Source organism: Flavobacterium sp. CF136 (assembly GCF_000282055.1).
GTDB lineage: Bacteria > Bacteroidota > Bacteroidia > Flavobacteriales > Flavobacteriaceae > Flavobacterium.
In genome coordinates, this window is the sequence record NZ_AKJZ01000058.1 from 1 (window position 1) to 26,240 (window position 26,240).

Consider the following 26,240-nt stretch of genomic DNA (forward strand, 5'->3'; position numbering starts at 1 on the left):
TAAACGTTCTGTTAGCCTGGAATTCACAGGATCCTGTAAGCGCAAGAGAAATTGCCAGAAACAATGCGATTTATGCACGTCAAAACAACAGAAATCCATATATTGATCATCCTGAATATGTCCAAGCTGTTTGGAATCCTGTTCCAGATACAGAAAATCCAACAGCTGCCTCCGGTTTAGCAGTAACCGGCACAACGTCCAGTACTGTTTCTTTAAGTTGGTCAGCCGGGACGGATAATGTGGCTGTAACCAGTTATGATATTTATATGGATGGCGTTTTAAAAACATCAGTTTCAGGGCTGACAGCTACAATAACCGGACTTTCAGCATCTACTACTTATTCTTTTTATGTTATTGCAAAAGATGCCGCCGTAAATTCTTCTCCTACAAGTAATTCGGTAAATGGCACAACGACTATTGTTATTCCAGATACCCAAAATCCAACCGCACCATCGAACCTGGCTGTCACAGGCAGTTCTTCAAGCACAGTTTCGTTGAGTTGGATTGCCAGCACGGATAATATTGGAGTTACCGGTTACGATGTTTATGTCGACGCTGTTTTAAAAACTACAGTTTCCGGAACAACTGCAATAGTAAATGGACTTGCTCCTACAACAACTTATTCCTTTTATGTAATCGCTAAAGATGCTGCGGAAAATTCTTCCCTTCAAAGTAACTCAATAAACGGAACAACTACTGTTATTTCATCTTCTTGCGCCAGCGAAAGTTTCGAAAACATTCCTGCAAATGCATCATCGTATACTACCAGAACCTGGACAGGAGATTCCGGACTGGATTGGACAGCAACAGACGCTCGTACGGATCAAACTTTAAACACGAGAGCAATTACAGTGAGAAATGGTTCGCTTACTGCCTCCACTGCTTCAAACGGTATTGGAAACTTAACGGTTACAACTCTATTAAAATTTGGTGGAACCAGCGGAACCTTTAATCTTCGCGTCAATGGAAGTGTTGTTGGAACTATTCCGTATAGCACTACAGCTACAACAACAACCATTTCTGGAATCAATACTCAAGGTGATGTGATAATTAGTATTACCAATAACAGTACCACTACAAATCGTGTGGCATTTGATGACATTTCCTGGACCTGTTTTTCTGGGTTGGGGCTTGAAACCTTGAGCCAAAACGAGTTCAAAATTTATCCAAATCCATCAAAAGGGAATTTCAATATTATTTTTGAAGATTCCAATACTGTTCATTCCGTTGAAATATTCTCTTTATTAGGGCAGAAATTTTTCGAAACTAATAACACGCAAAGTTCTTCTGTATCTATAACTAACCTGCAAAAAGGCACTTATCTGGTCAAAGTGACCAAAGATTCCAAATCAATTACCAAGAAAATAATTGTTAATTAATTTTAAGTATCCCGAAAATAGAACATTTTTTAATATTTGATACAACAACCCCTAAAATCAAAAAAAATTATGAAACAAAAACTACTTATTCTCGCATTACTTTTTTCAGTTTTTTCATTTGCACAAATTCCATCCGGATATTACAACACGGCAACAGGAACCGGTTACACTCTAAAAACACAATTATACAACATTATTAAAGGTCATACCGATAACGGATATGCCGGTTTATACACTACTTATCAAACTTCTGATGTTGACAATTTTTATGAAAATGACGGAACTGTTCTGGATATGTATTCTGAAAACCCATCAGGAACAGATCCTTATAATTATAGTACTGGAAGCACACAAAGATGTGGAAGTTATTCTGTAGAAGGAGATTGTTATAACAGAGAACATATCATTCCGCAATCTGTATTCAACGAACAATCACCAATGGTTGCCGATGCACATTTTATTACACCAACAGACGGAAAAGTAAATGGAATGCGTTCAAATTATCCCCATGGAACTGTAAGTTCCGCAACTTATACTTCGCAAAATGGAGGAAAATTGGGATCAAGTTCTGTATCTGGATATTCAGGAACTGTTTTTGAACCTATCAATGCGTTTAAAGGAGATATTGCCAGAATGTATTTTTACTTCGCAACAAGATACGAAAATACCGTTGCCGGATATTCATACGCCATGTTTGACGGTTCCAGTAATAAAGTATTTACAACGGCTTTCTTAAACCTTCTGTTAGCCTGGAATGCTCAAGATCCTGTTAGTGCAAGAGAAATTGCCAGAAATAATGCGATTTATGCACGTCAAAACAATAGAAATCCGTTTATTGATCATCCTGAATATGTGAATCAGATTTGGGGAGGTACATCTTCTACAGATACTACGGCTCCAACAGCTCCAACGAGTTTAGCATCAACCTCAAAAACTGCTACTTCGATTTCTTTGAGTTGGACAGCTTCTACAGACAATGTTGGCGTTACGGGTTATGATGTTTATGCAAATAGTGTTTTAAAAACGACTGTGACAGGATTAACAGCCACTATTACTGGTTTAACGGCTTCAACAAGTTATTCAATTTATGTAAAAGCCAAAGATGCTGCCGGAAATGCTTCTGCGTCAAGCAGTACAATCGCGGTTACTACCAATAGTAGCGGTGGAACTGCAACCGATTTACTTTTCTCTGAATATATTGAAGGTTCAAGTAACAATAAAGCTTTGGAAATTGCCAATAATACAGGAAGTTCCGTTAGCATGTCAATTTACACCATAAAAAAACAAACAAATGGTGCCGGTTCATGGAGTACAGGTTTAACTTTGAGCGGAACATTGAGCAGTGGAAGCAAATATGTAATTGTTAACAGTTCGATTTCTTCAACTTGTTTTTTAACCAGTGCCGCTAATATTTCGACAACAGCAACCGAACTTACTTTTAACGGAAATGATGCTGTAGGTTTATTTAAAAATGGAGTTCTTATTGACATCATCGGAACATTTAGCGGTGGAACTGCAAACTTTGCAGCTGATGTAACCTTAAGAAGAAAATCAACTGTAACTTCACCTACAACTACCTTTAATTTAAGTTCACAATGGGATTCTTACACGACTGATACTTGTAACAATTTAGCGAGTAAAATGGCAAGACCGGTTGAAGAAGAAATTGTTTCAGAATCAGATGAAATAATCATCTATCCAAATCCTTCTGATGGAAATTTCAATGTTGGTTTAGGTACTTTTGAAACTCCGTATTCTATTGAAATTGTTTCATTTTCAGGTCAAAAAGTATTCGAAAAACAAAATGCTATAGATCCTGCAATAGCAGTAAGTAATCTTGCAAAAGGAATTTATGTGGTTAAAATTGTAAAAGATTCCAAAACTTTGATTAAAAAGATAATAATCAACTAATTAAAACCAGTTACCAGATAATTAAAAGCGGCAAATTGCCGCTTTTTTTGTTTTACTTAAGTTACTACTGCGGAAGCTTCTTTTATTTCACGCAGATTTAAAAAGATTAAAGCAGATTTGGCAGATTTATAAATCTTTCTAATGCGTTAAAATCTGCTCGATCTGCCAAATCTGCGTGAAACTAAAACTTTGCAACTCTGCGACTTTGCGAGATTAAAAACTTGTCTTTTTGCGAGAAATCTAAAATATTAAGTAGACGCACTGCTGTGTGTCTCTACGCATATGGTGAAAAAAAAACGTTCTGACTTTTTTTCAAAAGAGTTTGTTTTCAAATTTGCGCTTACTATTTATTTACACTAAATTTGCACATCAATACAACAAACTACCCATCACAATGATCCATTTCTTTGAAAACCAAAGCAAAACTGTTTTTGCAGTACAAACGCAAAACGAAATTTCGGCTCAAGACATTTCAAAACTAAACTGGCTTTTTGCCAACTCTAATAAGATCGAAAAATCCGCACTGACGGATTTTTTTGTTGGTCCCCGTGCCACTATGATCACACCATGGAGTACAAATGCTGTAGAGATTACTCAGAATATGGGTATTCCCGGCATTATCAGAATTGAAGAATTTCATCCGGCAACGGAAGATTTTACTGATTTCGATCCGATGCTTTCACAAAAATTCAATCAATTAGATCAGGAAATTTTCACTATCAACGTCCAACCGGAGCCAATTTTGGAAATCGATGATATTGCAACTTATAATAAAGTCGAAGGTTTAGCTTTAAGCCAGGAAGAAGTAGATTATTTAGATAATTTAGCGGTTAAACTAGGAAGAAAGTTAACCGATTCTGAAATTTTCGCTTTCTCTCAGGCTAATTCAGAACACTGTCGTCACAAAATCTTCAACGGAACTTTTGTAATTGACGGAGAAGAAAAAGAAACTTCTCTTTTCAAATTAATCAAAAAAACATCACAGGAAAATCCTAACGATATAGTATCTGCTTACAAAGACAATGTAGCTTTTGTAAAAGGACCAAAAGTGCAGCAGTTTGCACCAAAAACAGCTGACAAACCTGATTTTTATGAAATAAAAGAATTTGATTCGGTTTTGTCTTTAAAAGCTGAAACACACAATTTCCCAACAACTGTAGAACCTTTTAATGGAGCTGCAACAGGTTCAGGAGGAGAAATTCGTGACCGTTTAGCAGGTGGACAAGGATCATTGCCATTGGCAGGAACTGCAGTTTACATGACTTCATACTCCCGTTTGAAATCCTTCGACTCCGCTCAGGGTGACAGGTCTTGGGAAAACGCAATGGAAGAAAGAAAATGGCTGTACCAAACTCCAATGGATATTTTAATCAAAGCTTCAAATGGAGCTTCTGATTTTGGAAATAAATTTGGGCAACCGTTAATTACAGGATCCGTTTTAACTTTCGAACATTCAGAAAACGACCGTAAAATTGGTTACGATAAAGTAATCATGCAGGCAGGCGGAATTGGTTACGGAAAATTAGATCAGGCAATAAAAAAGAAACCACAAGAAGGCGATAAAATCGTTATTCTTGGTGGAGAAAATTATAGAATCGGAATGGGTGGTGCTGCAGTTTCTTCTGCAGATACAGGAGCTTTCGGTTCAGGAATTGAGTTAAATGCGATTCAGCGTTCAAATCCGGAAATGCAAAAACGTGCTGCCAATGCCATTCGTGGTTTGGTAGAAAGCGATCATAATCCAATTGTTTCTATTCACGATCACGGGGCTGGAGGACACTTAAACTGTCTTTCGGAATTGGTGGAAGAAACCGGAGGTTTAATCGATTTGGATAAATTACCGGTTGGAGATCCAACACTTTCTGCAAAAGAAATTATCGGTAACGAATCTCAGGAAAGAATGGGATTGGTTATTGGTCAAAAAGATATTGATATTTTACAAAGAATCGCCGACAGAGAGCGTTCGCCAATGTATCAGGTTGGAGATGTAACGGGAGATCACCGTTTTACTTTTCAATCACAATCAAATGGTTCAAAACCGATGGATTATGCTTTAGAAGATTTCTTTGGAAGTTCTCCTAAAACGGTTATGACAGATAAAACTATCGATAGAAAATATGCTGCAGTTTCTTATGACACAGCTGATTTTGAAAAATATTTAAAAGACGTTTTACGTTTAGAAGCGGTTGCTTCAAAAGACTGGCTAACCAATAAAGTTGACCGTTGTGTGGGCGGAAAAGTAGCCAAACAACAAAATGCAGGTCCGTTACAATTGCCTTTGAATAACGTTGGAGTTATGGCTCTGGATTATTTAGGGAAAGAAGGAATCGCAACTTCTATTGGCCACGCTCCTATCGCCGCTTTGATTGATCCGGTTGCGGGTTCTAGAAATGCAATTGGTGAATCGTTATCAAACATTATCTGGGCGCCAATTAAAGACGGATTAAAAGGAATTTCACTTTCTGCAAACTGGATGTGGGCTTGTAAAAATGAAGGAGAAGATGCTCGTTTGTACGCTGCCGTTGAAGGCTGTTCAGAATTTGCAATTGAATTGGGAATCAATATTCCGACAGGAAAAGATTCACTTTCGATGAAACAAAAATATCCAAATGATGAAGTAATTGCACCGGGAACGGTTATTATTTCGGCTGGAGGAAATTGTACAGACATTAGAAAAGTAGTAGAACCGGTTTTACAGAAAAACGGAGATTCTATTTATTATATCAATTTGTCTCAGGATGATTTCAAATTAGGAGGTTCATCTTTTGCACAAATCAGAAACACAATCGGAAATGAAACGTCTACCATTAAAGACGCTTCTTTCTTTAAAAATGCATTTAATACCATTCAGGAATTAATCGGTGAAAGCCAAATTTTAGCCGGACATGATATAGGAAGCGGTGGTTTGATTACTACTTTATTAGAATTGTGTTTTGCTGATGTAAATCTGGGAGCTAAAATTGATTTTAGTGCTTTCGCGGAAAAAGACTTATTGAAAATCCTTTTCGCGGAAAACATCGGAATTGTTTTCCAGGCAAAATCTGATGCAGCTGTTGAAGCGAAATTGAAAGCTAACAATATCGAATTTTTCAAATTAGGAAAAGCGACAACTACCGAGACTTTAGACCTTGGACTTTGGACTTTAGACATAAAAAATTACAGAGATATCTGGTTTGAAACTTCTTATTTATTAGATCAAAAACAATCTAAAAACGGAAGAGCTCAGGCACGTTTTGAAAATTATAAAAATCAGGTTTTAAATTATACTTTCCCAGCGCATTTCACTGGTAAAAAGCCTGTCATCTCGAGCGGAGTCGAGAGACCAAAAGCAGCTATTATCCGTGAAAAAGGAAGTAATTCTGAGCGTGAAATGGCAAATGCTATGTATTTGGCAGGATTTGATGTAAAAGATGTTCACATGACGGATTTAATTTCCGGTCGTGAAACTCTGGAAGATATTCAGTTTATTGGTGCAGTTGGAGGATTCTCTAATTCAGATGTTTTAGGATCTGCAAAAGGCTGGGCCGGAGCTTTCTTATACAACGAAAAAGCAAAAACTGCTTTGGATAATTTCTTTAAAAGAGAAGATACTTTATCTGTCGGAATCTGTAACGGATGCCAGTTGTTTATGGAATTGGAGGTAATTAACCCGGAACATGAAGTGCACGGAAAAATGCTTCATAACGAAAGTAACAAACATGAAAGTATCTTTACTTCTGTAAAAGTTCAGGAGAATAATTCGGTAATGTTATCTACTTTGGCCGGAAGTACTTTAGGAGTTTGGGTTTCTCACGGAGAAGGAAAATTCAATTTACCGGAACCGGAAGAAAATTACAACATTGTTTCTAAATATGCTTACGAAGGTTATCCTGCAAACCCAAATGGTTCTGATTATAACACTGCAATGATGTGTGACAAAACCGGAAGACATTTGGTGATGATGCCACATATTGAGCGTTCGACTTTCCAATGGAACTGGGCACATTATCCAAAAGACAGAAATGACGAGGTTTCGCCTTGGCATGAAGCGTTTGTCAATGCAAGAAAATGGATTGAGAAAAACTAAATTTAGTTTTCATTATATAGACAGTCTCAGCAATATGCATATTGCTGAGACTTTTTTTTATGATTATCTCTTTTCAAAATAATTATTTTTTTGAATTTAACTTTTAAGTTAAATTCAAAAATGAATGGTTATTTTCTTGCAAAAATTAAAGTATATTAGCCAAAGAAATTCCCCATTTTTAGAAAAAGTTACAAAACCTAAAACCTACGTAAAATGAAAATCCTAAAAGCATTCCTTTTTATCTTATTTTTTGTTACTATAAAATCACATTCACAAGTTCAGGTTGATAAAATCGTATATAAATCAAAAGAACATTATATTACCAATACCCTTCCTTATCATATTACCGGTACATTCTTGCCTCCAGAGAAAAAAGAGCCAAGCACGGTTTTAAATGAAGATGGAACCGGAGTGATACAATATGATGATATGACCAGAAAAAAAATAAATTGGGGCATAGAATGTAATTGGGAAGGTACTGCTATACTGAAGGAAGGATACAACAGTGCTTCGTATACATTTTGGTACAGAACGGAAGACAGCGACGAATGGATGTATAGCCAGTTTTCTATTCATTTTGCTAAGAAAAAAATATTTTTGATGGGCGATAGAATAAAATTTTACGAGGATTACAACGTACAATAAAGGTTTATACGACTAAAACATTAACTACTAGGATATTTTGCTTTTTCAATTGCTAGTAATCCCGAATTTAAGTAGTTACAGACAACTCCAGTAAATGGATTGAAAAAAACTCATAAAAACTTATAACTAAAAACGTCCGAAAAATTTTCGGACGTTTTTAGTTATTACCTTATTTTAAAGATACTTTCTATTCTGTACAATCAACTTTAAGCAGTGTATTTTTTGCATCAAATTTTAATGTTTTTTTATCGGTAAAACTTACCTTTCCATTAGCCTCTGTTGTTGGTCCATAACCCTCAATAAAAGTTCCGTCTTTTTGCAGGAAAGCAACTTCCCTAATTGATGATATACCTTCTGATAAAAAAGTATAATCAGCAATTAAGGTATCACCTTTCATATTACCAATCAAAGTCCCTTCATTTTTATCTTTACCGTATAAATTATAGCTTAATTTCCCGTTTACTTCCTGATGTGAGTTTATATTAAAACTCAATTTTATGGTATTGTTATTTTCTGATGAAACGTAACATTGATCTCCTGCCGGCTCAACAATTTCTGCTTCCTTTGGAGGATTTGGAGTTATTTGAGGAGGTGGAAGCGTCGTTTCTTTTTTACAGGAAATAAAAACACTAAACATAATAAATATTATTGCTGATATTTTTTTCATAATTCTTCTTTTTTAAAGTGATTTAGAATATAAATTTACTTTAAATAAAAAAAAATCCACTCGTATAACGAATGGATTCTTTTACATAATTCCCATAAAAGAGGTAATCATTTTTTAATGCTAAGCATCTAAATCTACTTTAGTCCTGCTTGCAATTTCTTTATATGTTCCGTTTTCTAATTTTTCACGGATAGCTTCAAAAGCAGTAAGTGTTTCATCAATATCATCCAACGTATGCGGAGCTGTTGGAATAACGCGCAATAAAATCATTCCTTTCGGAATTACCGGATAAATTACTATCGACAAAAAAATCCCGTAGTTTTCTCTTAAATCATTTACCATTACCATCGCTTCCGGTACACTTCCTTCAAGATAAACCGGCGTAACACAAGTATTGGTGTCACCAATATTAAACCCTTTACTTCTCAAACCATTTTGCAAAGCATTTACATTTTCCCATAATTTGTCTTTCAATCCCGGGTTATCACGTAATAATTGCAAACGTTTCAAAGAACCAATTGTCTGAATCATCGGCAATGCTTTGGCAAACATTTGAGAACGTAAATTGTATTTTAAATAATCAATGATGTCTTTATCAGCAGCTACAAAAGCACCAATATTAGCCATCGATTTTGCAAACGTAGAAAAATAAACATCGATTCCGTCCTGAACTCCCTGCTCCTCACCTGCTCCGGCACCAGTTTTACCAAGCGTACCAAAACCATGTGCATCATCAACCAAAAGACGGAAATTGTATTTCTTTTTCATTTCTACAATCTCTTTCAACTTACCTTGCTGGCCACGCATTCCAAAAACACCTTCGGTAATAAAAAGAATTCCTCCACCTGTTTCTTCAGCTAATTTCGTAGCACGCTGCAGGTTTTTCTCCATACTTGCAATGTCGTTATGCTTATACGTAAAACGTTTTCCACTATGCAAACGAACCCCGTCAATAATACAGGCGTGTCCATCAACATCATATACAATCACATCATTTCTAGTTACCAAAGCATCAATAATAGACACCATTCCCTGATAACCAAAATTCAACAAATAAGCCGATTCTTTCATTACAAAAGCAGCCAATTCATTTTCTAATTGTTCGTGATATTTAGTATGACCACTCATCATACGTGCTCCCATTGGAGCTGCTGCACCAAATTCTAACGCCGCATCTGCATCAGCCTTACGTACTTCCGGATGGTTTGCAAGTCCCAAATAGTCATTCAGACTCCAGTTCAAAACCTCTTTCCCCTGAAATTTCATTCTTGGTCCTAAGTCTCCCTCTAATTTAGGAAATACAAAATAACCTTCTGCTTGTGAAGCCCATTTTCCTAATGGCCCTTTATTGTTCTGAATTCTTTCGAATAAATCTTTTACCATAATATATTGAAGTAATAATTTTAACTTAATCAGCGAGCAAAAATAAATATTTATTCGGTGTTATCATAATAATTTAAAAATGATTCGGATTCAAAATCACTGTTTAATAAACTTTTAAAGCAAAATATTCTGACTTGAAGTAAAATTCTTCGTAAAATCTAAATTTCATTTAACAAAGATTAACAATTTAAAGTTGTTATAAATTCAGCACAAACCCTTATAATTGTTTATTTTTTATTAATTTTAAAAGCTTTTTATACAAAAAAACTAATACCTGACATAATGGCTTTAAGCAATACCAAAGACCTAAAACTAGCCGTTCTTATTGATGCCGACAATGTACCCTACAGCAATGTAAAAGGTATGATGGAAGAAATAACAAAATTTGGAACACCCACTACAAAAAGAATATACGCTGACTGGACTAAACCAAATTCTAATGGATGGAAAGCTGTTTTACTCGAACATGCCATAACTCCCATTCAGCAATATAGCTATACCGTAGGTAAAAACTCTTCTGATTCCGCATTAATTATTGATGCCATGGATCTACTTTATTCCGGTAAATTAGATGGTTTTTGTATAGTTTCCAGCGACAGTGATTTTACACGTCTTGCCATTCGCTTACGGGAATCCGGTATGAAAGTGATTGGTATTGGAGAAAAGAAAACACCAAATTCCTTTATCGTTGCCTGTGACCGATTTATTTATATTGAAGTTCTGGATGGTGCCATTCAGAAGAAAAAACCAAAACTAACTACAACTACTACAACCGATACTAAAAAAACTATTGAAAAACCTGCTGCAAAAGCTTTAGCAAAAATTGATGCTGCCACAATTGAACTTATCGAAGCCACAATCGAAGATATTGAGGACGATGATGGCTGGGCATTTTTAGGAGATGTCGGGAACTTAATCGTGAAGAAAAAACCCGAATTTGACCCTAGAAATTATGGTTTTTCCAAACTTACACCCATGTTAAAATCATTAACCGATATTCTTGAAATTGATGAAAGAGAGTCGGACAAAAAAGGAATTAAACATGTGTATGTCCGTCTACGATTCAATTAATTTATTACATTATTAAAGTTTAAAAACATGAGAAAAAAATTCTTCATTTATGGATTTTTATTGTTTCTAATTGTTGCTACAATTTATTACTATACCAATCGTGGTTATTTGCTACTCTTTATATTACCTGTTTTATTGGTTGTTGGATTTTATAATACCATTCAAAAGAAGCATGCTATTTTAAGAAACTTTCCGGTTTTAGGTTATTTCAGATATTTATTTGAAATGATTGCACCCGAAATTCAGCAATATTTCATAGAAAGATCAACTGACGGAAAGCCTTTTTCAAGAAATCAGCGTTCTTTAGTATACCAAAGGGCTAAAAATATCGATGCCAACTCTCCTTTCGGAACACAATTAGACCTTAACCATAATAGTTATGAAGGCATTAAACACTCTATTTTTCCGGCAAAAGTCAATGAAGAATTACCTCGTGTACTAGTGGGCGGAAAGGACTGTAAACAACCCTATTTAGCTTCCTTATTAAATATTTCGGCAATGAGTTTTGGCTCGCTAAGCGAAAATGCCGTTCGTTCGTTGAATATTGGTGCTCAAAAAGGAAATTTTTATCAAAACACGGGCGAAGGCGGATTAACCGATTATCACCTGGAAGGCGGAGGTCACATTACCTGGCAAATTGGAACAGGTTATTTTGGCTGTCGTGATAAAAATGGTAATTTTAGTCCTGAAAAATTCAAAGAAAAAGCCAATCTTACCAATGTAAAAATGATTGAGATAAAATTATCTCAAGGAGCAAAACCAGGTCATGGAGGAGTTCTTCCTGCAGCAAAAAACACAGTACAGATTGCAAAAATAAGAGGAGTTGAACCACATACTTTGATTCTGTCGCCTCCAAGCCACAGTGCATTTTCCGATGCTAAAGGTTTAATACATTTTATAGCGAAACTACGGGAATTATCTAATGGAAAACCTATAGGTTTTAAATTATGCATTGGAAACACTACTGAATTTGAAGCCATTTGCCACGAAATGATTGCCGAAGATACTTATCCTGATTTCATTACTGTTGATGGTGCAGAAGGTGGCACCGGAGCTGCACCGTTAGAGTTTGCCGATGGCGTTGGAATGCCTTTTGAACCCGCTTTAATTTTTGTTAATAAAACTTTGGTAAGCCTTAATATCCGTGATAAAATACGAATTATAGGCAGTGGAAAAATCATTTCGGGCTATTCCATTCTTCATGCAATTGCCTTAGGCGCAGACATGTGTAATAGCGCAAGAGGCTTTATGTTTTCCTTAGGCTGTATTCAGGCACTACGCTGTCATAATAATGAATGTCCAACAGGTGTAGCTACTCAGAATAAAATGCTCATGAAAGGTTTGGTTGTCACCGATAAATCAGATCGCGTTTATCATTTTCATAAAAATACACTGCACGCGGCGAATGAACTTTTGGCAGCAGCCGGAAAAAATAGCTTTGCCGATGTTGATATCAATATTTTCATGCGTGGTGATGAATTTACTCATTTATCAGATTCTTATTTCCCGGATAATTTTACAAATATTACCAAGCATTAAAAACTAAAAGGCCTTTTTGAATTACACAAAAAGGCTTTTTTTTTTATTTCAACAGCGCGTCCATTTCTTCTTTATTAATTATCTGTTTAACAAAAACAGTATTATCATTCGCTAAAAAATAAACATGAAATGCGACACCTTCCTCAATTAATTCCTTAGAAATCTGACCTTTCTTTATCATCCCCTTTAGTAAAACAGGAAATTTCTCTTCGGCCTTTTTTTTATTTGTTTCGTTGTTTTCTAAATTTGTTTCAAATCTTAATTCAATTTTGTTGTCATTCAGATAGCCCCTCGCGGTAGTAAGCGTTACATTTTCGCTTTTAAAACTTGCTGCCTCAATATTGTATTTAGCAACATATTCCTGAAGTTTTTGCTTTGTATTTTTACAACTTATCATTAGCAGGGCAAAAAATACAGCAAATAAAATTCGGGTTATTTTCTTAATCATATTTTGTAGGTTTAGATTCGTTGTTATTGTATTACTTCAAATAAAATCGAATTATATTTCTACTTTAATTACAATTTTATTTAGCATTCCGTCTGTAATCATTGGAGCATGCACGTCTTCCGGAAAAAGAATTACAAATTGATTTTCTTTTAGCTGAAAAAACATATCCGGAGCATCGCTAAAAAAACGCACATCCTTCTCTTCATTATATCCTCCGTTTGGAGTTTTGCAATTTTCTCTTGGTTTCCATGCAAAAGTCTCGGTTTCGCTGATACAAAACTGAATATCAATATTCTTATCATGACATTCAAAAGTTGCTAAACTTTCTTCTTTAGTTTTTCCTTTACCTTTAAATCCGAAAAATTTTACTCCTTCAGTTTCATACTTAAAATCGTCCGGAAGATTTTGAACATCATTTTGGCGTAAATAATCAAAAGCTTTTTTGAAAGATGGGTGCAAAGCTTCGTATTTAACTGCATTTTCTAAAGAATCTATAATCATAATTTCTATTCTGTATTAATTGTAGGTTTGGTTAATTCTGAGTTGTAAAAATAGTATATAAATTTTTATTTCAAATCCTGAAGTTCCGTATCACTTGTAAATACTTCTGTTATTTGTAAGTTTGTATTTCAAAACTATTATAAAAGCACACAGCATTCAACTTGAAAACCCCCAGAATATATTATTTCTTTATATTGATATCGATTATTCTTCTTGGAATTATTTCCAGAAAAATAGCTGTGATTCCATTATGTATTGGTGATTTGCTTTATGCGGTTATGATGTATGTGCTGATTCGAATATTGTTTATTAATAAGAAAGCAATTCAAATAATGATTATTTCTTTATTGATTTGTTATTGTATCGAGTTTTTACAACTTTATCAGGCTGAATGGATCATTACTCTTAGAAAAACACTTTTTGGAAGATATGCCCTCGGACAGGGATTTTTATGGAGTGATCTTTTAGCCTATACTTTTGGAGTTGCCATTGCTTTTATTATCGAAAAAATCATTTTAAAATATTACGCTCATGAATCTCGTTTTCGCTTCAAACAACAAAAATAAAATCAAAGAAATACAAAGCATTCTTCCTGAAACCATCAAAATTTTAAGTCTGGAAGAAATTGGCTGTTACGAGGAAATCCCCGAAACTGCTGACACAATCGAAGGAAATGCCATCTTGAAAGCCAATTATGTAACTGAAAAATATGGTTATGACTGTTTTGCTGATGATACAGGTTTAGAGGTTACGGCTTTAAATGATGACCCTGGCGTATATTCCGCTCGTTATGCGGGTGAGCAGCGTGATGCAAATGATAATATGAAAAAACTTTTAGAAGCTTTATCAGGAAAATCAGATCGCAGTGCGCAGTTTAAAACTGTTATTGCATTGAACTTAAAAGGAAAGCAATCTCTTTTTACCGGAATTGCCAAAGGAACTATTATTTTGAATAAAACAGGGAATCAGGGTTTTGGATATGATCCGATATTTCAGCCAGAAAACTATAGTGAAACATTTGCCGAATTATCTTCTGAAGTTAAAAATAAAATCAGTCATCGCGGAAAAGCGACACGGCAACTAATTGATTTCCTGAACTCCATCTAATAATTGTTTGAAATACAACATTTAAATAGGTAAAATTTATATTTTCAGACGTAAATTTTTAGATTTCTTATCAAATTGTTTTTACGATAAACATAACTTTTTGATAATCAAATCATAACAAATGCATAATTATTAAAATTGCATTAGTTTATCTGAATAATTAACAGTAATTTTGCACCCTATTTTAAAAATACATATGAATAAATTTGAACAATTAGGATTGAATGAATCGTTACTGAAGGCGATTTTAGATCTAGGATTTGAGAATCCGTCAGAAGTACAGGAGAAAGCGATTCCCCTATTATTGGAAAAAGACACAGATATGGTTGCGTTGGCTCAGACAGGGACAGGGAAAACGGCAGCTTTCGGTTTTCCGCTAATTCAAAAAATTGATGCTGACAACAGAAATACACAAGCATTAGTTTTATCGCCAACACGAGAACTTTGTTTACAGATTACCAACGAACTTAAAAACTACTCAAAATACGAAAAAGGTATTAATGTGGTAGCAGTTTACGGCGGGGCTAGTATTACAGAGCAAGCCAGAGAAATTAAAAGAGGAGCACAGATTATTGTGGCTACTCCGGGGAGAATGCAAGACATGATCAACAGAGGATTAGTAAACATTAAAAATATAGATTACTGTATTCTAGATGAAGCTGACGAAATGTTGAACATGGGGTTTTATGAGGATATCGTATCTATTTTATCAGATACTCCGGATCAAAAAAGTACATGGTTGTTCTCTGCAACTATGCCACAAGAGGTTGCCAGAATTGCAAAACAATTTATGAGCGATCCTGTAGAAATTACAGTTGGAACTAAAAATTCAGGTTCTGCAACGGTTTCTCACGAATTTTACTTAGTAAATGCACGTGATCGTTACGAAGCTTTAAAACGTTTAGCCGATGCAAACCCGGATATTTTCTCTGTGGTTTTCTGTCGTACTAAAAGAGACACACAAGCTGTAGCTGAAAAGTTAATTGAAGATGGATACAGCGCTGCTGCATTGCACGGGGATTTATCTCAGGCGCAACGTGATGGTGTAATGAAATCTTTCCGTGGAAGACAAATTCAGATGCTTGTTGCTACTGACGTTGCTGCACGTGGTATTGACGTTGATAATATTACTCACGTAGTAAATTACCAATTACCTGACGAGATTGAAACATACAATCACCGTTCCGGACGTACTGGTAGAGCTGGAAAATTAGGAACTTCTATCGTAATTGTTACTAAAAGCGAATTACGTAAAATTTCTTCTATCGAAAGAATTATCAAACAAAAATTCGAAGAAAAAACAATTCCTTCCGGAATCGAAATCTGCGAAATTCAATTATTGCACTTAGCAAACAAAATTAAAGATACTGAAGTTGATCACGAAATTGACAACTATCTTCCGGCAATCAATAATGTTCTTGAAGGTTTATCCAAAGAAGAATTGATCAAGAAAATGGTATCTGTAGAATTTAACCGTTTTATTGCTTACTACAAAAAGAACAGAGATATTTCAAATCAGTCTTCAGGTTCTGAAAGACGTGAAAGAAGTGATTCTGAGCCAAGAGAATTCAATAATAACGGAGCAGTTCGTTATTTTGTAAACATCGGTTCAAGAGACAATTTCGACTGGATGACACTTAAGGATTACCTGAAAGAAACATTAGACTTAGGTCGTGATGATGTTTTCAAGGTAGATGTAAAAGAAGGTTTCTCTTTCTTTAACACTGATCCTGAGCATACTGATAAAGTTATGGAAGTATTAAACAACGTACAATTAGAAGGACGTCGTATTAATGTTGAAATTTCTAAAAATGATGGTGGCGGAAGACGTGACCATAATGGACGCAGCGGTGGCGGAAGAAGCTCTGGCGGACCAAGACGTGAAGGAAGCTTTGCTCCAAGACGTGAAGGTTCTGGCGGTGGTGGATTTAGAAGCGACAGAAGCTCAGCTCCAAGAGAAGGTGGTGGTTTCAGAAGCGACAGAAATTCATCTGCTCCAAAAAGAGAAGGTGGTTTTAGAAGCTCAACACCAAGAACCGAAGGAGGTTCAGACAGAGCTCCAAGACGTTCTGAAAGCTTTGGTGATTCGCCAAGACCAAGAAGACCAAGAAGAGATTAATTCTCTTTGTTAATTTTCTGATAATTATATTCGGAGACTGCGAAATATTTAATCCTGATTTACTACTTTTAGTGCTTTAAATCAGGATATGAAATATTTCGCAGTTTTCTTTTTTATACTACTATCAGGCATAGGTTTTGCTCAAGAGACTCAACCTACAGTCCCTCAAAGAGTGTCCGGTTACATTATTAACGATAATAGTAAACAACCTCTTCCTAATGTAAATGTCATCAATACAAACAAAGTACGTGGTGCAATGTCTGATTCCAAAGGGTATTTTGAAATTGATGTACAGGTAAATGACACATTACATTTTTCGATTTTAGGATTTCAATCTCTAAGAATCAGGGTTACTAATGACTGGATAAAAAATAAAGTAACACGAATTCAGCTTACTGAAAAAGCAATTGCACTTGAAGAAGTTATTATTGCTCCTTTTAATCTAACCGGTTATCTTGAAGTCGATTCAAAATTAATCCCAACCAAAGAAAACTATCGTTATAGTATTTCAGGCCTTACACAAGGTTATGAAGCAGGTGAATATTCGCCTAATGCATTCGGAAAAGTATTGGGTTCAATATTCAATCCGGCTGATATGCTTTATAATTTCTTTGGAAAAAACGCAAAAGAACTCAAGAAGCTAAAAGAGATGAAAAAAGATGATACTGTGAGGAATCTTTTAGAATCTAAATATGACCGTGAAACTATTTCGGTACTCTTAGGGATAAGCAAAGATGAAATCCCTGAAATTTTGCATCGCTGCAGTTATTCTGATGCTTTTATTCAGGAAGCAAACGATCTGCAAATTATGGATGCCATAAGCGGCTGTTATGAACAATACAAAGTCTTAAAACGAAATTAATTATTTCTTATAAATGAATCCTCAATTATGAATTGGGGATTTTTTATTTTAAACCAACCCCCTTAATTATTTAAATCTAAAAATATGTCTGCCATACCTTTTCAAACAATTGACTGGAATCAAATTTCAAAAACGGAACACCTTGGAGAAACAGGAAAAGCATATTGGCAAACTATACAATTAGGAAATTTGCGTATTCGAAAAGTCACTTATTCTGAAAATTACATTGCCGATCACTGGTGCCGGAAAGGACATATTGTACATTGTCTTGAAGGAGATTTCATTAGCGAATTAGAGAACGGAGAAAAATTCAGCCTTTCAAAAGGAATGACTTATATAGTTTCTGATGATGTAAGTTCTCATCGCTCAATAACCACCAAAGGAGTTGAGTTGTTAATAATAGATGGTGATTTTCTAAAATAATATTACAAACAAATTAAAATATTGTGTGTACATTTACTCATATACAATTGAATTAACTAAAATTAAAAGATATGGCAAAGAGTCAGGATGCAAAAAAGACGGTAAAGAAAGAACCTCTTAAAACCGCAAAAGAAAAGAAAGAAGAAAAGAGAGAGAAGAAAAACGCTCCGAAAAGAGATTAAATTTAGTATTCAGCCGCAGTCGCAGTTTTTAGTATTTACAACTGAAAACCGTGACTGCAAACTGAGACTAAAAACTTATTTAACCGGAATATTCGAAAGAATTTCTAATACAAATTTCCAGTATTTTTGAGCCGAAGAAATACTTGCTCTTTCATCAGGAGAATGCGCTCCGTGAATTGTTGGCCCAAAAGAAATCATATCCATATCCGGATAATTCGTTCCTAAAATCCCACATTCCAAACCTGCATGACAAGCTACAACTTTAGGCTTTTCATTATTCTGTTTTTCGTAAATATCCTTTAAAACTTCTAATATTTCTGAATTCACATTTGGTGTCCAGCCTGGGTAAGAACCTGAAAGTTCAACTTCACATCCAACCAATTCAAAAGCAGAACGCAACGAATTAGCCAAATCAAATTTCGAAGTTTCCACAGAAGAACGTGTTAAACATCCAACCAATATTTCTCCATCTTTTACAATAACGCGGGCAATATTATTTGAAGTCTCAACCAAATCAGCCATATCAGCACTCATTCTGTAAACCCCGTTATGAGCTGCATAAATGGCACGAATAATTCCTTCCTGAACTCCTAAATCCATTACTTTTTCAGGCAAATCACATTTCACGATCTCAATAGAAAGATTTGGTTCAGTAGTTTTATATTCAGCTTTAATATCATTGATAATTTCCTGCATATCAAAAATGTAGGCTTCATCAAACATCTCTGAAATAATTACTTTCGCTACACTTTCTCTCGGAATTGCATTTCGCAAACTTCCCCCATTAATCTCAGCCACTTGTAAACCGAAGTTTTCAAAAGCATCAAATAACAAACGGTTCATGATTTTATTGGCATTTCCTAAACCTTTATGAATATCCATTCCTGAATGACCGCCATTTAATCCTTTTACGGTGATAATATGGCCAACTGAACCTTCCGGAACTTCTTCTTCATGATACGTTCTTGTAGCCGTTACATCAATTCCACCGGCACATCCAATATCTATTTCATCATCTTCTTCAGTATCTAAATTCAATAAAATCTGACCTTGAAGAATTCCGCCTTTTAAGTTTAATGCACCTGTCATTCCGGTTTCTTCATCGATTGTAAACAAAGCTTCAATTGCAGGATGAGGAATATCTTTACTTTCCAGAATAGCCATAATAGTTGCCACTCCTAACCCATTATCCGCTCCGAGCGTAGTACCACGGGCACGAACCCAGTCACCATCAACATACATATCAATACCTCTAGTATCGAAATCAAAAACGGTATCTGCGTTTTTTTGATGTACCATATCAAGATGTCCTTGCAAAACAATTGCTTTACGATTTTCCATTCCCGGAGTTGCAGGTTTTCTGATAATTACATTTCGAATTTCGTCTTCAAAAGTTTCTAAACCTAAACTATTTCCAAAGTTCTTCATGAACTCAATTACACGTTCTTCTTTTTTTGATGGACGCGGAACAGCGTTCAAATCGGCGAATTTATTCCATAGCGCTTTAGGTTCCAGATTTCTTATTTCCTGACTCATTATATTTTGTTTGAAGTTTAACAATTAAGAGCTCCAAAGTTACAAAGTTTAAATTCTTTTTCGATACTAAAATATTGTATTTAAAAATTATGTATCCGAAAATATATATAACCACTATACTTTTTTTCCCTATTTATTATATTTCGAAAACCTTTTTAGAAACACTTATTCCTTTGCCTCCCGCCATAAGTTTAATTATTTTTGAATCTTCCAAAACTAAATCAACATAAATTAAACTTGGTGAAGGAGTCTGCATAAAATTACCCTGTTCTATTAAAAATTTTGATTGGTTAAAATTCAATTTATCATATAAATAACATGCCAATGGTCCAGCAGCCATACCAGTTCCTGCTTCTTCTTTTATTCCGTATCTTGGCGCGAACATTCTTGTGGTTACGTCTCGTCCTGAATGTTCACTCTGCGTAAAAACATAATATCCTATTAAATCTAAATCTTCGCTAATCTTTTCAATTAAATCAAATTGAGGTTTAATTTTTTCTAAAACACTGGTATTTAAAACAGGAATAATTATAAACGAATTTCCTGTACTAACCAGTAAGACTGGTGCATTCTCCGGAAGATCATTCTCATTTAATGATAAAGATTCTAAAATTATTTTCTTTTTATCCGAAACATCTTTATAAACCGGTGCTTTCTGCTCCATAAAAGCCAGTTCGCCATTTATCATTATATCTCTTTTTCCGTCAATAGTTTCTTTTGAAGAATTTGGATTTGCAATCATATCTAACTGACTTAAATACGAAAAAGCACCAATTGTTGCATGTCCACAATGGGCGATTTGCCTTTTTGGAGTAAAGAAATCCAATTTAAAATCTGCAACATTTGATTTTGAGACAAACGCAGTTTCTGATAATCCAACTACAGCAGCAATTTTTAATTTTTCTTCATTTGTAAAATCATCTGCATTAAGAACTACTCCCGCAGGATTACCTCCTTTATCATTATCAACAAAGGCATTTACAATTTGAACCTCAACTTTTTTCAGTTTTTTCATTTCTCTATTTTTTAGAATTTATAATTCATTTCTAAACTATAGACGGTAACATCAAAAAAAAGACGCAAAATTATTTCTAGCTAAAGTTATCAAGATTCAGTTCGTCTTTGTTTTCACAATTTAAAACAAGCGTCTTTACTTTTTCTTTACCTCGCTGTACTCTTGATTTGGCACCTGAATAAGAAATCCCAAGATATTCTGCCAATTCAATTTGAGAAAAATTTTTTAGAATCGTCAACAATAGAGCTTCTTTATATTTATTTGGTAAATTGTTTATTTTACTATTGATACAATCACTAAGTTTTGAAAAATTCTCATCATTATCAGCATTAGCAATATCAATACTTTCGAGAGAGAAAAGATTATTATCCTTTCGAAAATGATCCAAAATGGTATTTCTTGTAATTTGATATACCCACGAAGTAAGTTTTGAAGAATCTTTTAAGTTATGTACTTTCAATTGTATTTTCAAAAATACATCTTGTAAAATATCTTCACTTATTTGTTTGTTTTTTACTTTAAAAAAAATAAACTTTTGAAGCTCCTGATGAAGGTCTTTCCATATATTTTGAATTTCGTTTTCCATATAAATCCATTTTTTAAGAAGTAAGAAATTTTATTTATAAAGATAATAACAAAATCATCAGCAAAAATAGTTTCTTATATTTACAATAATTTATTAAATCAAAATGCTAAAAAGAAAATACATTTTACCTCTATTACTTCTTGTACAGATTATTATTTTAAAGATTTTACCATTCTTTCCTGAGTTTACAGAACACTTTTACAGCAATGGGTTATATTTAAAAATCTCACATTTTTCGAGAATTGTTTTAGGCAGGATTCCTTTTTCTGTTGGCGATTGTATTTACTCTGTTTTGATTATATTATTGATTCGATGGCTTTGGACATCACGAAAAACCTGGAAGTTGCAATGGAAAGACAATATTTTAAAGGTTTTAAGCTGTCTTTCTATATTTTACTTTTTCTTTCATGTCCTTTGGGCATTGAATTATTACAGGGAACCTCTTTTTGAAAAAATGAAAATAAAAAGAGAATATACCGATACCGAATTGCTTGTTTTTACTAAAAAACTAATTGTAAAAACGAATGAAATTCAGCTTCAAATAACAAAAAAAGACAGTTCTAAAATAGTTTTTCCGTATTCACAGGAACAAGCTTTTCAGATGAATTTAAATGGTTATAAAAACCTTGCGAAAGAACATCCTTTCTTTAAATATGAAATTTTGAGCGTTAAAAAATCACTTTTCAGCCTGCCTCTGACTTATATGGGATTTGGCGGTTATCTGAATCCGTTTACTAATGAAGCTCAGGTAAATGATTTGTTGCCAATGTACAATTTTCCCGCTACAACCTGTCACGAAATGGCGCATCAAATGGGTTTTGCCAGCGAAAGTGAATGTAATTTTATTGGTGTTTTAGCATCTGTTAAAAATAAAAATTTATATTATCAATATTCCGGTTATAGTTTTGCTTTGCGCTACTGCTTAGGAATTTGGCAGGTTAAAAACGAGAATATTTTTAATCAGTTAAAGAAAACAGTCCACGTTGGCATTTTAAAAAACTATAAGGAGAGTCACGATTTCTGGAAACAATATGATACTTTTATTGATGAAGGTTTCCATGTTTTTTACGACAATTTTTTAAAAATAAACCATCAAAAAGATGGCATGGAAGGTTATAGCAAGTTTGTAGATTTGATGGTGAATTATTATAAAACACGAAAATTATAAAGGCCGCCACGGATTGCACGAATTGTCACGAATGCTCTTAATCATTAATTAAAAAACTAAATCATAATTCGATAAATTTGTGAAATTCGTGGCAAAAAAACAATTCATTGTAACAAAATAGATTTCAATACTACTAATACCTATATGAGCGAAAATCTAGAACAGTCATTTGTGGCGCAATTGCAGGCAAATCAGAATATAATCCACAAAATTTGTAGATTATATACTGCTGGCGAAGATGCTCATAAAGACTTGTTTCAGGAAATCACCATTCAGCTTTGGAAAGCGTATCCTAAATTTAGAGGCGACAGTAAATTTTCGACCTGGACGTATCGCGTTGCTTTAAATACAGCCATTACCTTATATCGAAAAACCAAAAGAACCATATCTACCGTAGATTATGAAAGTCATCAGCATTTTGTGAAGGATGTTGATTACAACTATGAAGAGGAAGAACAGATTAAATTGATGTATAAAGCCGTTTATCAGCTCAATGACATCGAAAAAGCATTAGTTTTTATGTATTTAGAAGACAAAGATTATCAAGAAATAGCAGAAACCTTAGGGATCAGCGAAGTGAATGCACGTGTGAAAATGAACAGAATTAAAGGGAAACTTAAAAAAATACTAAATCCTTAAAAATTATTATGAAAGAACTGGATTTATTAAAAAAAGACTGGAAAAAGAACGCCGATTCTTTTGAACAAATTTCAGAAAATGAAATCTATAAAATGATTCATAAAAAATCATCTTCCATTGTAAAGTGGATTTTGATTATCAGCATTTTAGAAATTTTATTCTGGACAGTTTCAAACTTATTTTTCAGCACTGACGAAATGCTTATTAAGATAAATCATCCTGAAATGATTTTTTATCTTGAAGTTTTAACATACTTCAATTATGTCGTGGTTTTGGTTTTTGTCTATTTTTTCTATAAAAACTACAAAACTATATCTGCCACAGAATCTACAAAATTACTAATGAGCAGTATTTTAAAAACCCGAAAAACCGTTCAATATTATGTTTGGTACAATTTAGGGATGGCCGTTATAAGCTCCATTATTAGCTTCTTTATTGCTTTTGTATACAATCCTGACATGGCATTTTTAAAAGACAAATTAGCTGCGAATGGTAAAACAATATTTATTACTGGCGGAATTTTACTCTTGGTAACACTAGTATTTTTAGGTATGTTTTGGTGTTTTTACAGGTTGCTGTACGGAACACTGTTACGTCGCTTATATACCAATTATAAGGAATTGAAGAAAATTGATTTCTAAAACGAAAGTTGTGAAAGGCAAAAGCAAAGATTAAAAGGTTTTCTTTGAAAGTTATTACATCTCTTAGATACTAAGTTTTTTTCTATAATTTGAAACCAACTACACCGAAAGTCGGATTGGAGATGCAAGCGTAAAATAAAAACATTTATAAATCTAATTTTCATTTTCTGATGCCTTATAGCTCCATCTTCTCTTTTCGTTAAGTTCTTCCTCAACTTTTATTACTTCGGCTGGAATAACTTTTAAAAATGATGGATGCTGCTCAATCGCGTATTCTACTTTTTCAACAATTTCGTCAATCGTATCATTTTCATAATCAATGTCAAGAGGTTCTTTAATGATGAAAGACTGCAGAATATTTTTCTTTTTCATTCGTAATCCTTTTTTATCAAACGAACGGCGGAAACCGTCAATCACAATCGGAATTACAATAGGTTTATGTTGTTTAATGATATGTGCGGTACCTTTTCGAACAGGCTTAAACGATTTTGTAGTTCCCTGCGGAAATGTAATTACCCAGCCATCTTCAAGCGCTATTCTAATATTTTCAGTATCATTTGGGTTAACATCTCGTTTTTCAGTAACATCAACACCCTTGGCACGCCATGTTCTTTCGACTGTAATAGCACCCACATATGCTAAAATTCTTGGCAGTAAACCTGCCTGCATCGTTTCTTTGGCCGCAACATAATAAATATTCATTTTAGGCTGCCATAAATAACCAATATTCTTAATCGTGTCCTGGCGTCCTGATAAACTTGCATTAAAAACATGAAACATCGCTACAACATCGGCAAAATAGGTCTGGTGGTTTGATATAAACAAAACATTTGTATCCGGCAAAGTTTTAATGATTTCAGATCCTTCAATCTGCAATTCATTAAAGCCCCTATATCTTCGGTGAGTCATGGCTCCTAAAATACGGATTAACCATTTCTTGATGAATAATATATGTCCGAAAGGATTTCGTTTAAACAACCCCATAGCTTTGTTATTGTATTTTTTAGTTAAGTCGCAAACATACAAAAATTATTTATTTGGTAATACTTTTAAGCAATTTCAAAAACAAATCGTTATCCTAATGAATATCAAATTGTTATTTTTATGTTTTCATATATTTTCTTCAAAAGTAATTTTTAAAACATCTCTTAATTCACTTAATATCATCGCCGTTGCCCCCCAAACTACATGATTTTGGATATTAAATGCCGGAACCAAAACATTAGCAGCATAAGAAGTTGATAATGTGGCCTCGATTATAATTTCATCATTTAAAAAAACTGAAAGCGGCAATTCTATAATATCGGCTACCTCTCTAATATCCGGATAAAATGAAAGCTCTTGTGATGAAATCCCTAAAAAAGGATGAACTAAAAAATTACTTGGCGGTATATACATTGGTGTAAACTGCTTTATAATTTCTATTTTTTCAGATGAAATCCCAACTTCTTCGTGTGTTTCCCGTAAAGCTGTTTCCTGAAAATTGGCATCTGAAATTTCATATTTGCCTCCCGGAAATGCAATTTGAGAAGAATGAACCCCATCATAAGCATTCCGAACGATTAATACCAGATGTGTTTTTCCGTTTTTAGGGTAAAACAACATCATAACAGCAGCTATTCTTGGTTTTTTTTCAGACAGATCAAGATTTTTCATCAGCGTAACCCTTTCTAAGGGAGCCATTTTTACATGTGCTTTTTCAGCAGGCAATTCAACCGGAATTAAATTAGGAACATGTTGCAAAAAATCTTGAAAATCCATAATCAAAGTTTATTTTTGTACTTTCAAACAAAGTATAAATATAGTCCAGAAAACGCGTTTTTACAAGTTTTCCCGGATCTAAAGCCATAATAAATGTACAGCAGAGAAGAATCACAAAAATTAAAGAGAGAATTTTGGGTGGCTTTCGCCGAAAAACATCCACGAAAATGGGTCCTTTATGATACCAAGATTAAAGATTTCTCTTTTAAGTTTTATGTAGATAATAAAAAAGCCCAGGTTTTAATTGATATCGAACACCGAAGTGATGAGAAACGAACTGCTTATTTCGAAAAAATAGAAGCTTTAAAAAACATTCTGGAAGAAGAGTTTATCAAAGATTTAGTTTTCGAAAAAAATTACACTTTAGAGAGTGGTAAAACAATTAGCCGAATTTGGATCGAGAAACAAGGGGTCGGATTCAGTAATCGTAATAATTGGGAAAGTATTTTTGACTTCTTTTTTGAAAAAATGAATGCTTTAGAAATGTTTTATTTGGAATATGACGAGTTTATAAAAGATATTGAAAACAATTAATAAATACTTACTTATAAGCAGGTATTCATCACGCATCAAAAAGTTTGAATTTTATAA

At 34.1% G+C, this 26,240-nt stretch carries 24 protein-coding genes; 15 read left to right on the forward strand and 9 right to left on the reverse strand.

What is annotated here, in order from left to right; translation table 11 throughout:
- The 4 genes from PMI10_RS21750 to PMI10_RS16435 all read left to right on the forward strand — a co-directional run.
- Nucleotides 1–1,379 (forward strand): fibronectin type III domain-containing protein (locus tag PMI10_RS21750; protein ID WP_007810075.1); only part of this gene is annotated, 1,379 nt, incomplete at its 5' end.
- Nucleotides 1,380–1,448: 69 nt separating this feature from the next.
- Nucleotides 1,449–3,290, forward strand: coding sequence for an endonuclease (locus PMI10_RS16425; RefSeq protein WP_007810077.1), 1,842 nt, complete (start codon nucleotides 1,449–1,451; stop codon nucleotides 3,288–3,290).
- Between the two features lie 394 nt (nucleotides 3,291–3,684).
- Nucleotides 3,685–7,356: a phosphoribosylformylglycinamidine synthase gene (purL, locus tag PMI10_RS16430; RefSeq protein WP_007810079.1), complete on the forward strand. Its 3,672-nt coding sequence runs from the start codon at nucleotides 3,685–3,687 to the stop codon at nucleotides 7,354–7,356.
- A 213-nt stretch (nucleotides 7,357–7,569) separates the two neighbouring features.
- Entirely contained in the window at nucleotides 7,570–8,001 is a 432-nt protein-coding gene (locus tag PMI10_RS16435) for a hypothetical protein (protein ID WP_007810081.1), read from the forward strand.
- A 187-nt stretch (nucleotides 8,002–8,188) separates the two neighbouring features.
- On the opposite strand, the gene PMI10_RS16440 is transcribed toward PMI10_RS16435, so the two are convergent.
- The gene (locus tag PMI10_RS16440; RefSeq protein WP_007810083.1) at nucleotides 8,189–8,668 is read right to left on the reverse strand and encodes a hypothetical protein; all 480 of its coding nucleotides are present in this window, start codon (nucleotides 8,666–8,668) and stop codon (nucleotides 8,189–8,191) included.
- A 120-nt stretch (nucleotides 8,669–8,788) separates the two neighbouring features.
- On the reverse strand, nucleotides 8,789–10,051 hold the full coding sequence (locus PMI10_RS16445) for an aminotransferase class I/II-fold pyridoxal phosphate-dependent enzyme (protein ID WP_007810086.1): 1,263 nt from the start codon (nucleotides 10,049–10,051) through the stop codon (nucleotides 8,789–8,791).
- Between the two features lie 282 nt (nucleotides 10,052–10,333).
- Between PMI10_RS16445 and PMI10_RS16450 the strand changes: the two genes are divergently transcribed.
- The gene (locus PMI10_RS16450) at nucleotides 10,334–11,122 is read left to right on the forward strand and encodes an NYN domain-containing protein (protein WP_007810088.1); all 789 of its coding nucleotides are present in this window, start codon (nucleotides 10,334–10,336) and stop codon (nucleotides 11,120–11,122) included.
- A 27-nt stretch (nucleotides 11,123–11,149) separates the two neighbouring features.
- Entirely contained in the window at nucleotides 11,150–12,661 is a 1,512-nt protein-coding gene (locus PMI10_RS16455; protein ID WP_007810089.1) for an FMN-binding glutamate synthase family protein, read from the forward strand.
- Between the two features lie 43 nt (nucleotides 12,662–12,704).
- On the opposite strand, the gene PMI10_RS16460 is transcribed toward PMI10_RS16455, so the two are convergent.
- Both PMI10_RS16460 and PMI10_RS16465 read right to left on the reverse strand, forming a co-directional pair.
- Complete coding sequence (locus tag PMI10_RS16460; RefSeq protein WP_007810091.1) at nucleotides 12,705–13,109, reverse strand: hypothetical protein; 405 nt, start codon at nucleotides 13,107–13,109, stop codon at nucleotides 12,705–12,707.
- Between the two features lie 51 nt (nucleotides 13,110–13,160).
- Complete coding sequence (locus PMI10_RS16465) at nucleotides 13,161–13,610, reverse strand: YhcH/YjgK/YiaL family protein (RefSeq protein WP_007810093.1); 450 nt, start codon at nucleotides 13,608–13,610, stop codon at nucleotides 13,161–13,163.
- A 194-nt stretch (nucleotides 13,611–13,804) separates the two neighbouring features.
- Here PMI10_RS16465 and PMI10_RS16470 point away from each other — a divergent pair, with 194 nt between their 5' ends.
- The 5 genes from PMI10_RS16470 to PMI10_RS16490 all read left to right on the forward strand — a co-directional run bounded on the left by PMI10_RS16470 (nucleotide 13,805) and on the right by PMI10_RS16490 (nucleotide 18,121).
- On the forward strand, nucleotides 13,805–14,176 hold the full coding sequence (locus tag PMI10_RS16470) for a ribosomal maturation YjgA family protein (RefSeq protein WP_238539477.1): 372 nt from the start codon (nucleotides 13,805–13,807) through the stop codon (nucleotides 14,174–14,176).
- On the forward strand, nucleotides 14,142–14,717 hold the full coding sequence (locus PMI10_RS16475) for a non-canonical purine NTP diphosphatase (RefSeq protein WP_007810096.1): 576 nt from the start codon (nucleotides 14,142–14,144) through the stop codon (nucleotides 14,715–14,717). The genes PMI10_RS16470 and PMI10_RS16475 overlap by 35 nt, the downstream gene beginning before the upstream one ends.
- Nucleotides 14,718–14,913: 196 nt before the next feature.
- The gene (locus tag PMI10_RS16480; RefSeq protein WP_007810098.1) at nucleotides 14,914–16,836 is read left to right on the forward strand and encodes a DEAD/DEAH box helicase; all 1,923 of its coding nucleotides are present in this window, start codon (nucleotides 14,914–14,916) and stop codon (nucleotides 16,834–16,836) included.
- Between the two features lie 88 nt (nucleotides 16,837–16,924).
- On the forward strand, nucleotides 16,925–17,698 hold the full coding sequence (locus PMI10_RS16485; protein ID WP_007810100.1) for a carboxypeptidase-like regulatory domain-containing protein: 774 nt from the start codon (nucleotides 16,925–16,927) through the stop codon (nucleotides 17,696–17,698).
- Nucleotides 17,699–17,782: 84 nt separating this feature from the next.
- Nucleotides 17,783–18,121, forward strand: a complete 339-nt coding sequence (locus PMI10_RS16490; protein WP_007810102.1) for a DHCW motif cupin fold protein — start codon at nucleotides 17,783–17,785, stop codon at nucleotides 18,119–18,121.
- A 257-nt stretch (nucleotides 18,122–18,378) separates the two neighbouring features.
- On the opposite strand, the gene PMI10_RS16495 is transcribed toward PMI10_RS16490, so the two are convergent.
- The 3 genes from PMI10_RS16495 to PMI10_RS16505 all read right to left on the reverse strand — a co-directional run bounded on the left by PMI10_RS16495 (nucleotide 18,379) and on the right by PMI10_RS16505 (nucleotide 21,440).
- Nucleotides 18,379–19,839, reverse strand: a complete 1,461-nt coding sequence (locus PMI10_RS16495) for an aminoacyl-histidine dipeptidase (protein WP_007810107.1) — start codon at nucleotides 19,837–19,839, stop codon at nucleotides 18,379–18,381.
- Between the two features lie 136 nt (nucleotides 19,840–19,975).
- Nucleotides 19,976–20,854: a PhzF family phenazine biosynthesis protein gene (locus tag PMI10_RS16500; protein WP_007810110.1), complete on the reverse strand. Its 879-nt coding sequence runs from the start codon at nucleotides 20,852–20,854 to the stop codon at nucleotides 19,976–19,978.
- A 76-nt stretch (nucleotides 20,855–20,930) separates the two neighbouring features.
- Nucleotides 20,931–21,440 carry a sigma-70 family RNA polymerase sigma factor gene (locus tag PMI10_RS16505; RefSeq protein WP_007810112.1) on the reverse strand — a complete coding sequence of 170 codons (510 nt, stop codon included), beginning with the start codon at nucleotides 21,438–21,440 and terminating at the stop codon, nucleotides 20,931–20,933.
- Between the two features lie 103 nt (nucleotides 21,441–21,543).
- Here PMI10_RS16505 and PMI10_RS16510 point away from each other — a divergent pair, with 103 nt between their 5' ends.
- The 3 genes from PMI10_RS16510 (at nucleotide 21,544) to PMI10_RS16520 (ending at nucleotide 23,888) form a co-directional block, all read left to right on the forward strand.
- Complete coding sequence (locus PMI10_RS16510) at nucleotides 21,544–22,608, forward strand: DUF3810 domain-containing protein (RefSeq protein ID WP_007810114.1); 1,065 nt, start codon at nucleotides 21,544–21,546, stop codon at nucleotides 22,606–22,608.
- Nucleotides 22,609–22,752: 144 nt separating this feature from the next.
- Entirely contained in the window at nucleotides 22,753–23,247 is a 495-nt protein-coding gene (locus PMI10_RS16515) for an RNA polymerase sigma factor (RefSeq protein WP_007810116.1), read from the forward strand.
- Between the two features lie 8 nt (nucleotides 23,248–23,255).
- Complete coding sequence (locus PMI10_RS16520; protein ID WP_007810118.1) at nucleotides 23,256–23,888, forward strand: hypothetical protein; 633 nt, start codon at nucleotides 23,256–23,258, stop codon at nucleotides 23,886–23,888.
- 153 nt (nucleotides 23,889–24,041) lie between these two features.
- On the opposite strand, the gene PMI10_RS16525 is transcribed toward PMI10_RS16520, so the two are convergent.
- Nucleotides 24,042–24,872 carry a lysophospholipid acyltransferase family protein gene (locus PMI10_RS16525; RefSeq protein WP_007810120.1) on the reverse strand — a complete coding sequence of 277 codons (831 nt, stop codon included), beginning with the start codon at nucleotides 24,870–24,872 and terminating at the stop codon, nucleotides 24,042–24,044.
- Nucleotides 24,873–24,998: 126 nt separating this feature from the next.
- Complete coding sequence (locus PMI10_RS16530; RefSeq protein ID WP_007810122.1) at nucleotides 24,999–25,649, reverse strand: NUDIX hydrolase; 651 nt, start codon at nucleotides 25,647–25,649, stop codon at nucleotides 24,999–25,001.
- Nucleotides 25,650–25,742: 93 nt separating this feature from the next.
- On the opposite strand from PMI10_RS16530, the gene PMI10_RS16535 reads away from it, so the two are divergent.
- Nucleotides 25,743–26,183, forward strand: coding sequence for a DUF4268 domain-containing protein (locus tag PMI10_RS16535; RefSeq protein WP_007810124.1), 441 nt, complete (start codon nucleotides 25,743–25,745; stop codon nucleotides 26,181–26,183).
- The last annotated feature ends 57 nt before the right edge of the window (nucleotides 26,184–26,240 follow it).

What these genes read in the sequence shown, in the direction of transcription:
- PMI10_RS16450 (WP_007810088.1), top strand. Translation starts at nt 10,334, where the DNA reads ATGGCTTTAAGCAATACCAAAGACCTAAAACTAGCCGTTCTTATTGAT.
- PMI10_RS16495 (WP_007810107.1), bottom strand. Translation starts at nt 19,839, where the DNA reads ATGAGTCAGGAAATAAGAAATCTGGAACCTAAAGCGCTATGGAATAAA.
- PMI10_RS16520 (WP_007810118.1), top strand. Translation starts at nt 23,256, where the DNA reads ATGAAAGAACTGGATTTATTAAAAAAAGACTGGAAAAAGAACGCCGAT.
- PMI10_RS16425 (WP_007810077.1), top strand. Translation starts at nt 1,449, where the DNA reads ATGAAACAAAAACTACTTATTCTCGCATTACTTTTTTCAGTTTTTTCA.
- PMI10_RS16455 (WP_007810089.1), top strand. Translation starts at nt 11,150, where the DNA reads ATGAGAAAAAAATTCTTCATTTATGGATTTTTATTGTTTCTAATTGTT.
- PMI10_RS16445 (WP_007810086.1), bottom strand. Translation starts at nt 10,051, where the DNA reads ATGGTAAAAGATTTATTCGAAAGAATTCAGAACAATAAAGGGCCATTA.
- purL (WP_007810079.1), top strand. Translation starts at nt 3,685, where the DNA reads ATGATCCATTTCTTTGAAAACCAAAGCAAAACTGTTTTTGCAGTACAA.
- PMI10_RS16465 (WP_007810093.1), bottom strand. Translation starts at nt 13,610, where the DNA reads ATGATTATAGATTCTTTAGAAAATGCAGTTAAATACGAAGCTTTGCAC.
- PMI10_RS16475 (WP_007810096.1), top strand. Translation starts at nt 14,142, where the DNA reads ATGAATCTCGTTTTCGCTTCAAACAACAAAAATAAAATCAAAGAAATA.
- PMI10_RS16510 (WP_007810114.1), top strand. Translation starts at nt 21,544, where the DNA reads ATGCTAAAAAGAAAATACATTTTACCTCTATTACTTCTTGTACAGATT.
- PMI10_RS16525 (WP_007810120.1), bottom strand. Translation starts at nt 24,872, where the DNA reads ATGGGGTTGTTTAAACGAAATCCTTTCGGACATATATTATTCATCAAG.
- PMI10_RS16480 (WP_007810098.1), top strand. Translation starts at nt 14,914, where the DNA reads ATGAATAAATTTGAACAATTAGGATTGAATGAATCGTTACTGAAGGCG.
- PMI10_RS16515 (WP_007810116.1), top strand. Translation starts at nt 22,753, where the DNA reads ATGAGCGAAAATCTAGAACAGTCATTTGTGGCGCAATTGCAGGCAAAT.
- PMI10_RS16530 (WP_007810122.1), bottom strand. Translation starts at nt 25,649, where the DNA reads ATGGATTTTCAAGATTTTTTGCAACATGTTCCTAATTTAATTCCGGTT.
- PMI10_RS16460 (WP_007810091.1), bottom strand. Translation starts at nt 13,109, where the DNA reads ATGATTAAGAAAATAACCCGAATTTTATTTGCTGTATTTTTTGCCCTG.
- PMI10_RS16485 (WP_007810100.1), top strand. Translation starts at nt 16,925, where the DNA reads ATGAAATATTTCGCAGTTTTCTTTTTTATACTACTATCAGGCATAGGT.
- PMI10_RS16500 (WP_007810110.1), bottom strand. Translation starts at nt 20,854, where the DNA reads ATGAAAAAACTGAAAAAAGTTGAGGTTCAAATTGTAAATGCCTTTGTT.
- PMI10_RS16440 (WP_007810083.1), bottom strand. Translation starts at nt 8,668, where the DNA reads ATGAAAAAAATATCAGCAATAATATTTATTATGTTTAGTGTTTTTATT.
- PMI10_RS16505 (WP_007810112.1), bottom strand. Translation starts at nt 21,440, where the DNA reads ATGGAAAACGAAATTCAAAATATATGGAAAGACCTTCATCAGGAGCTT.
- PMI10_RS16435 (WP_007810081.1), top strand. Translation starts at nt 7,570, where the DNA reads ATGAAAATCCTAAAAGCATTCCTTTTTATCTTATTTTTTGTTACTATA.
- PMI10_RS16490 (WP_007810102.1), top strand. Translation starts at nt 17,783, where the DNA reads ATGTCTGCCATACCTTTTCAAACAATTGACTGGAATCAAATTTCAAAA.
- PMI10_RS16535 (WP_007810124.1), top strand. Translation starts at nt 25,743, where the DNA reads ATGTACAGCAGAGAAGAATCACAAAAATTAAAGAGAGAATTTTGGGTG.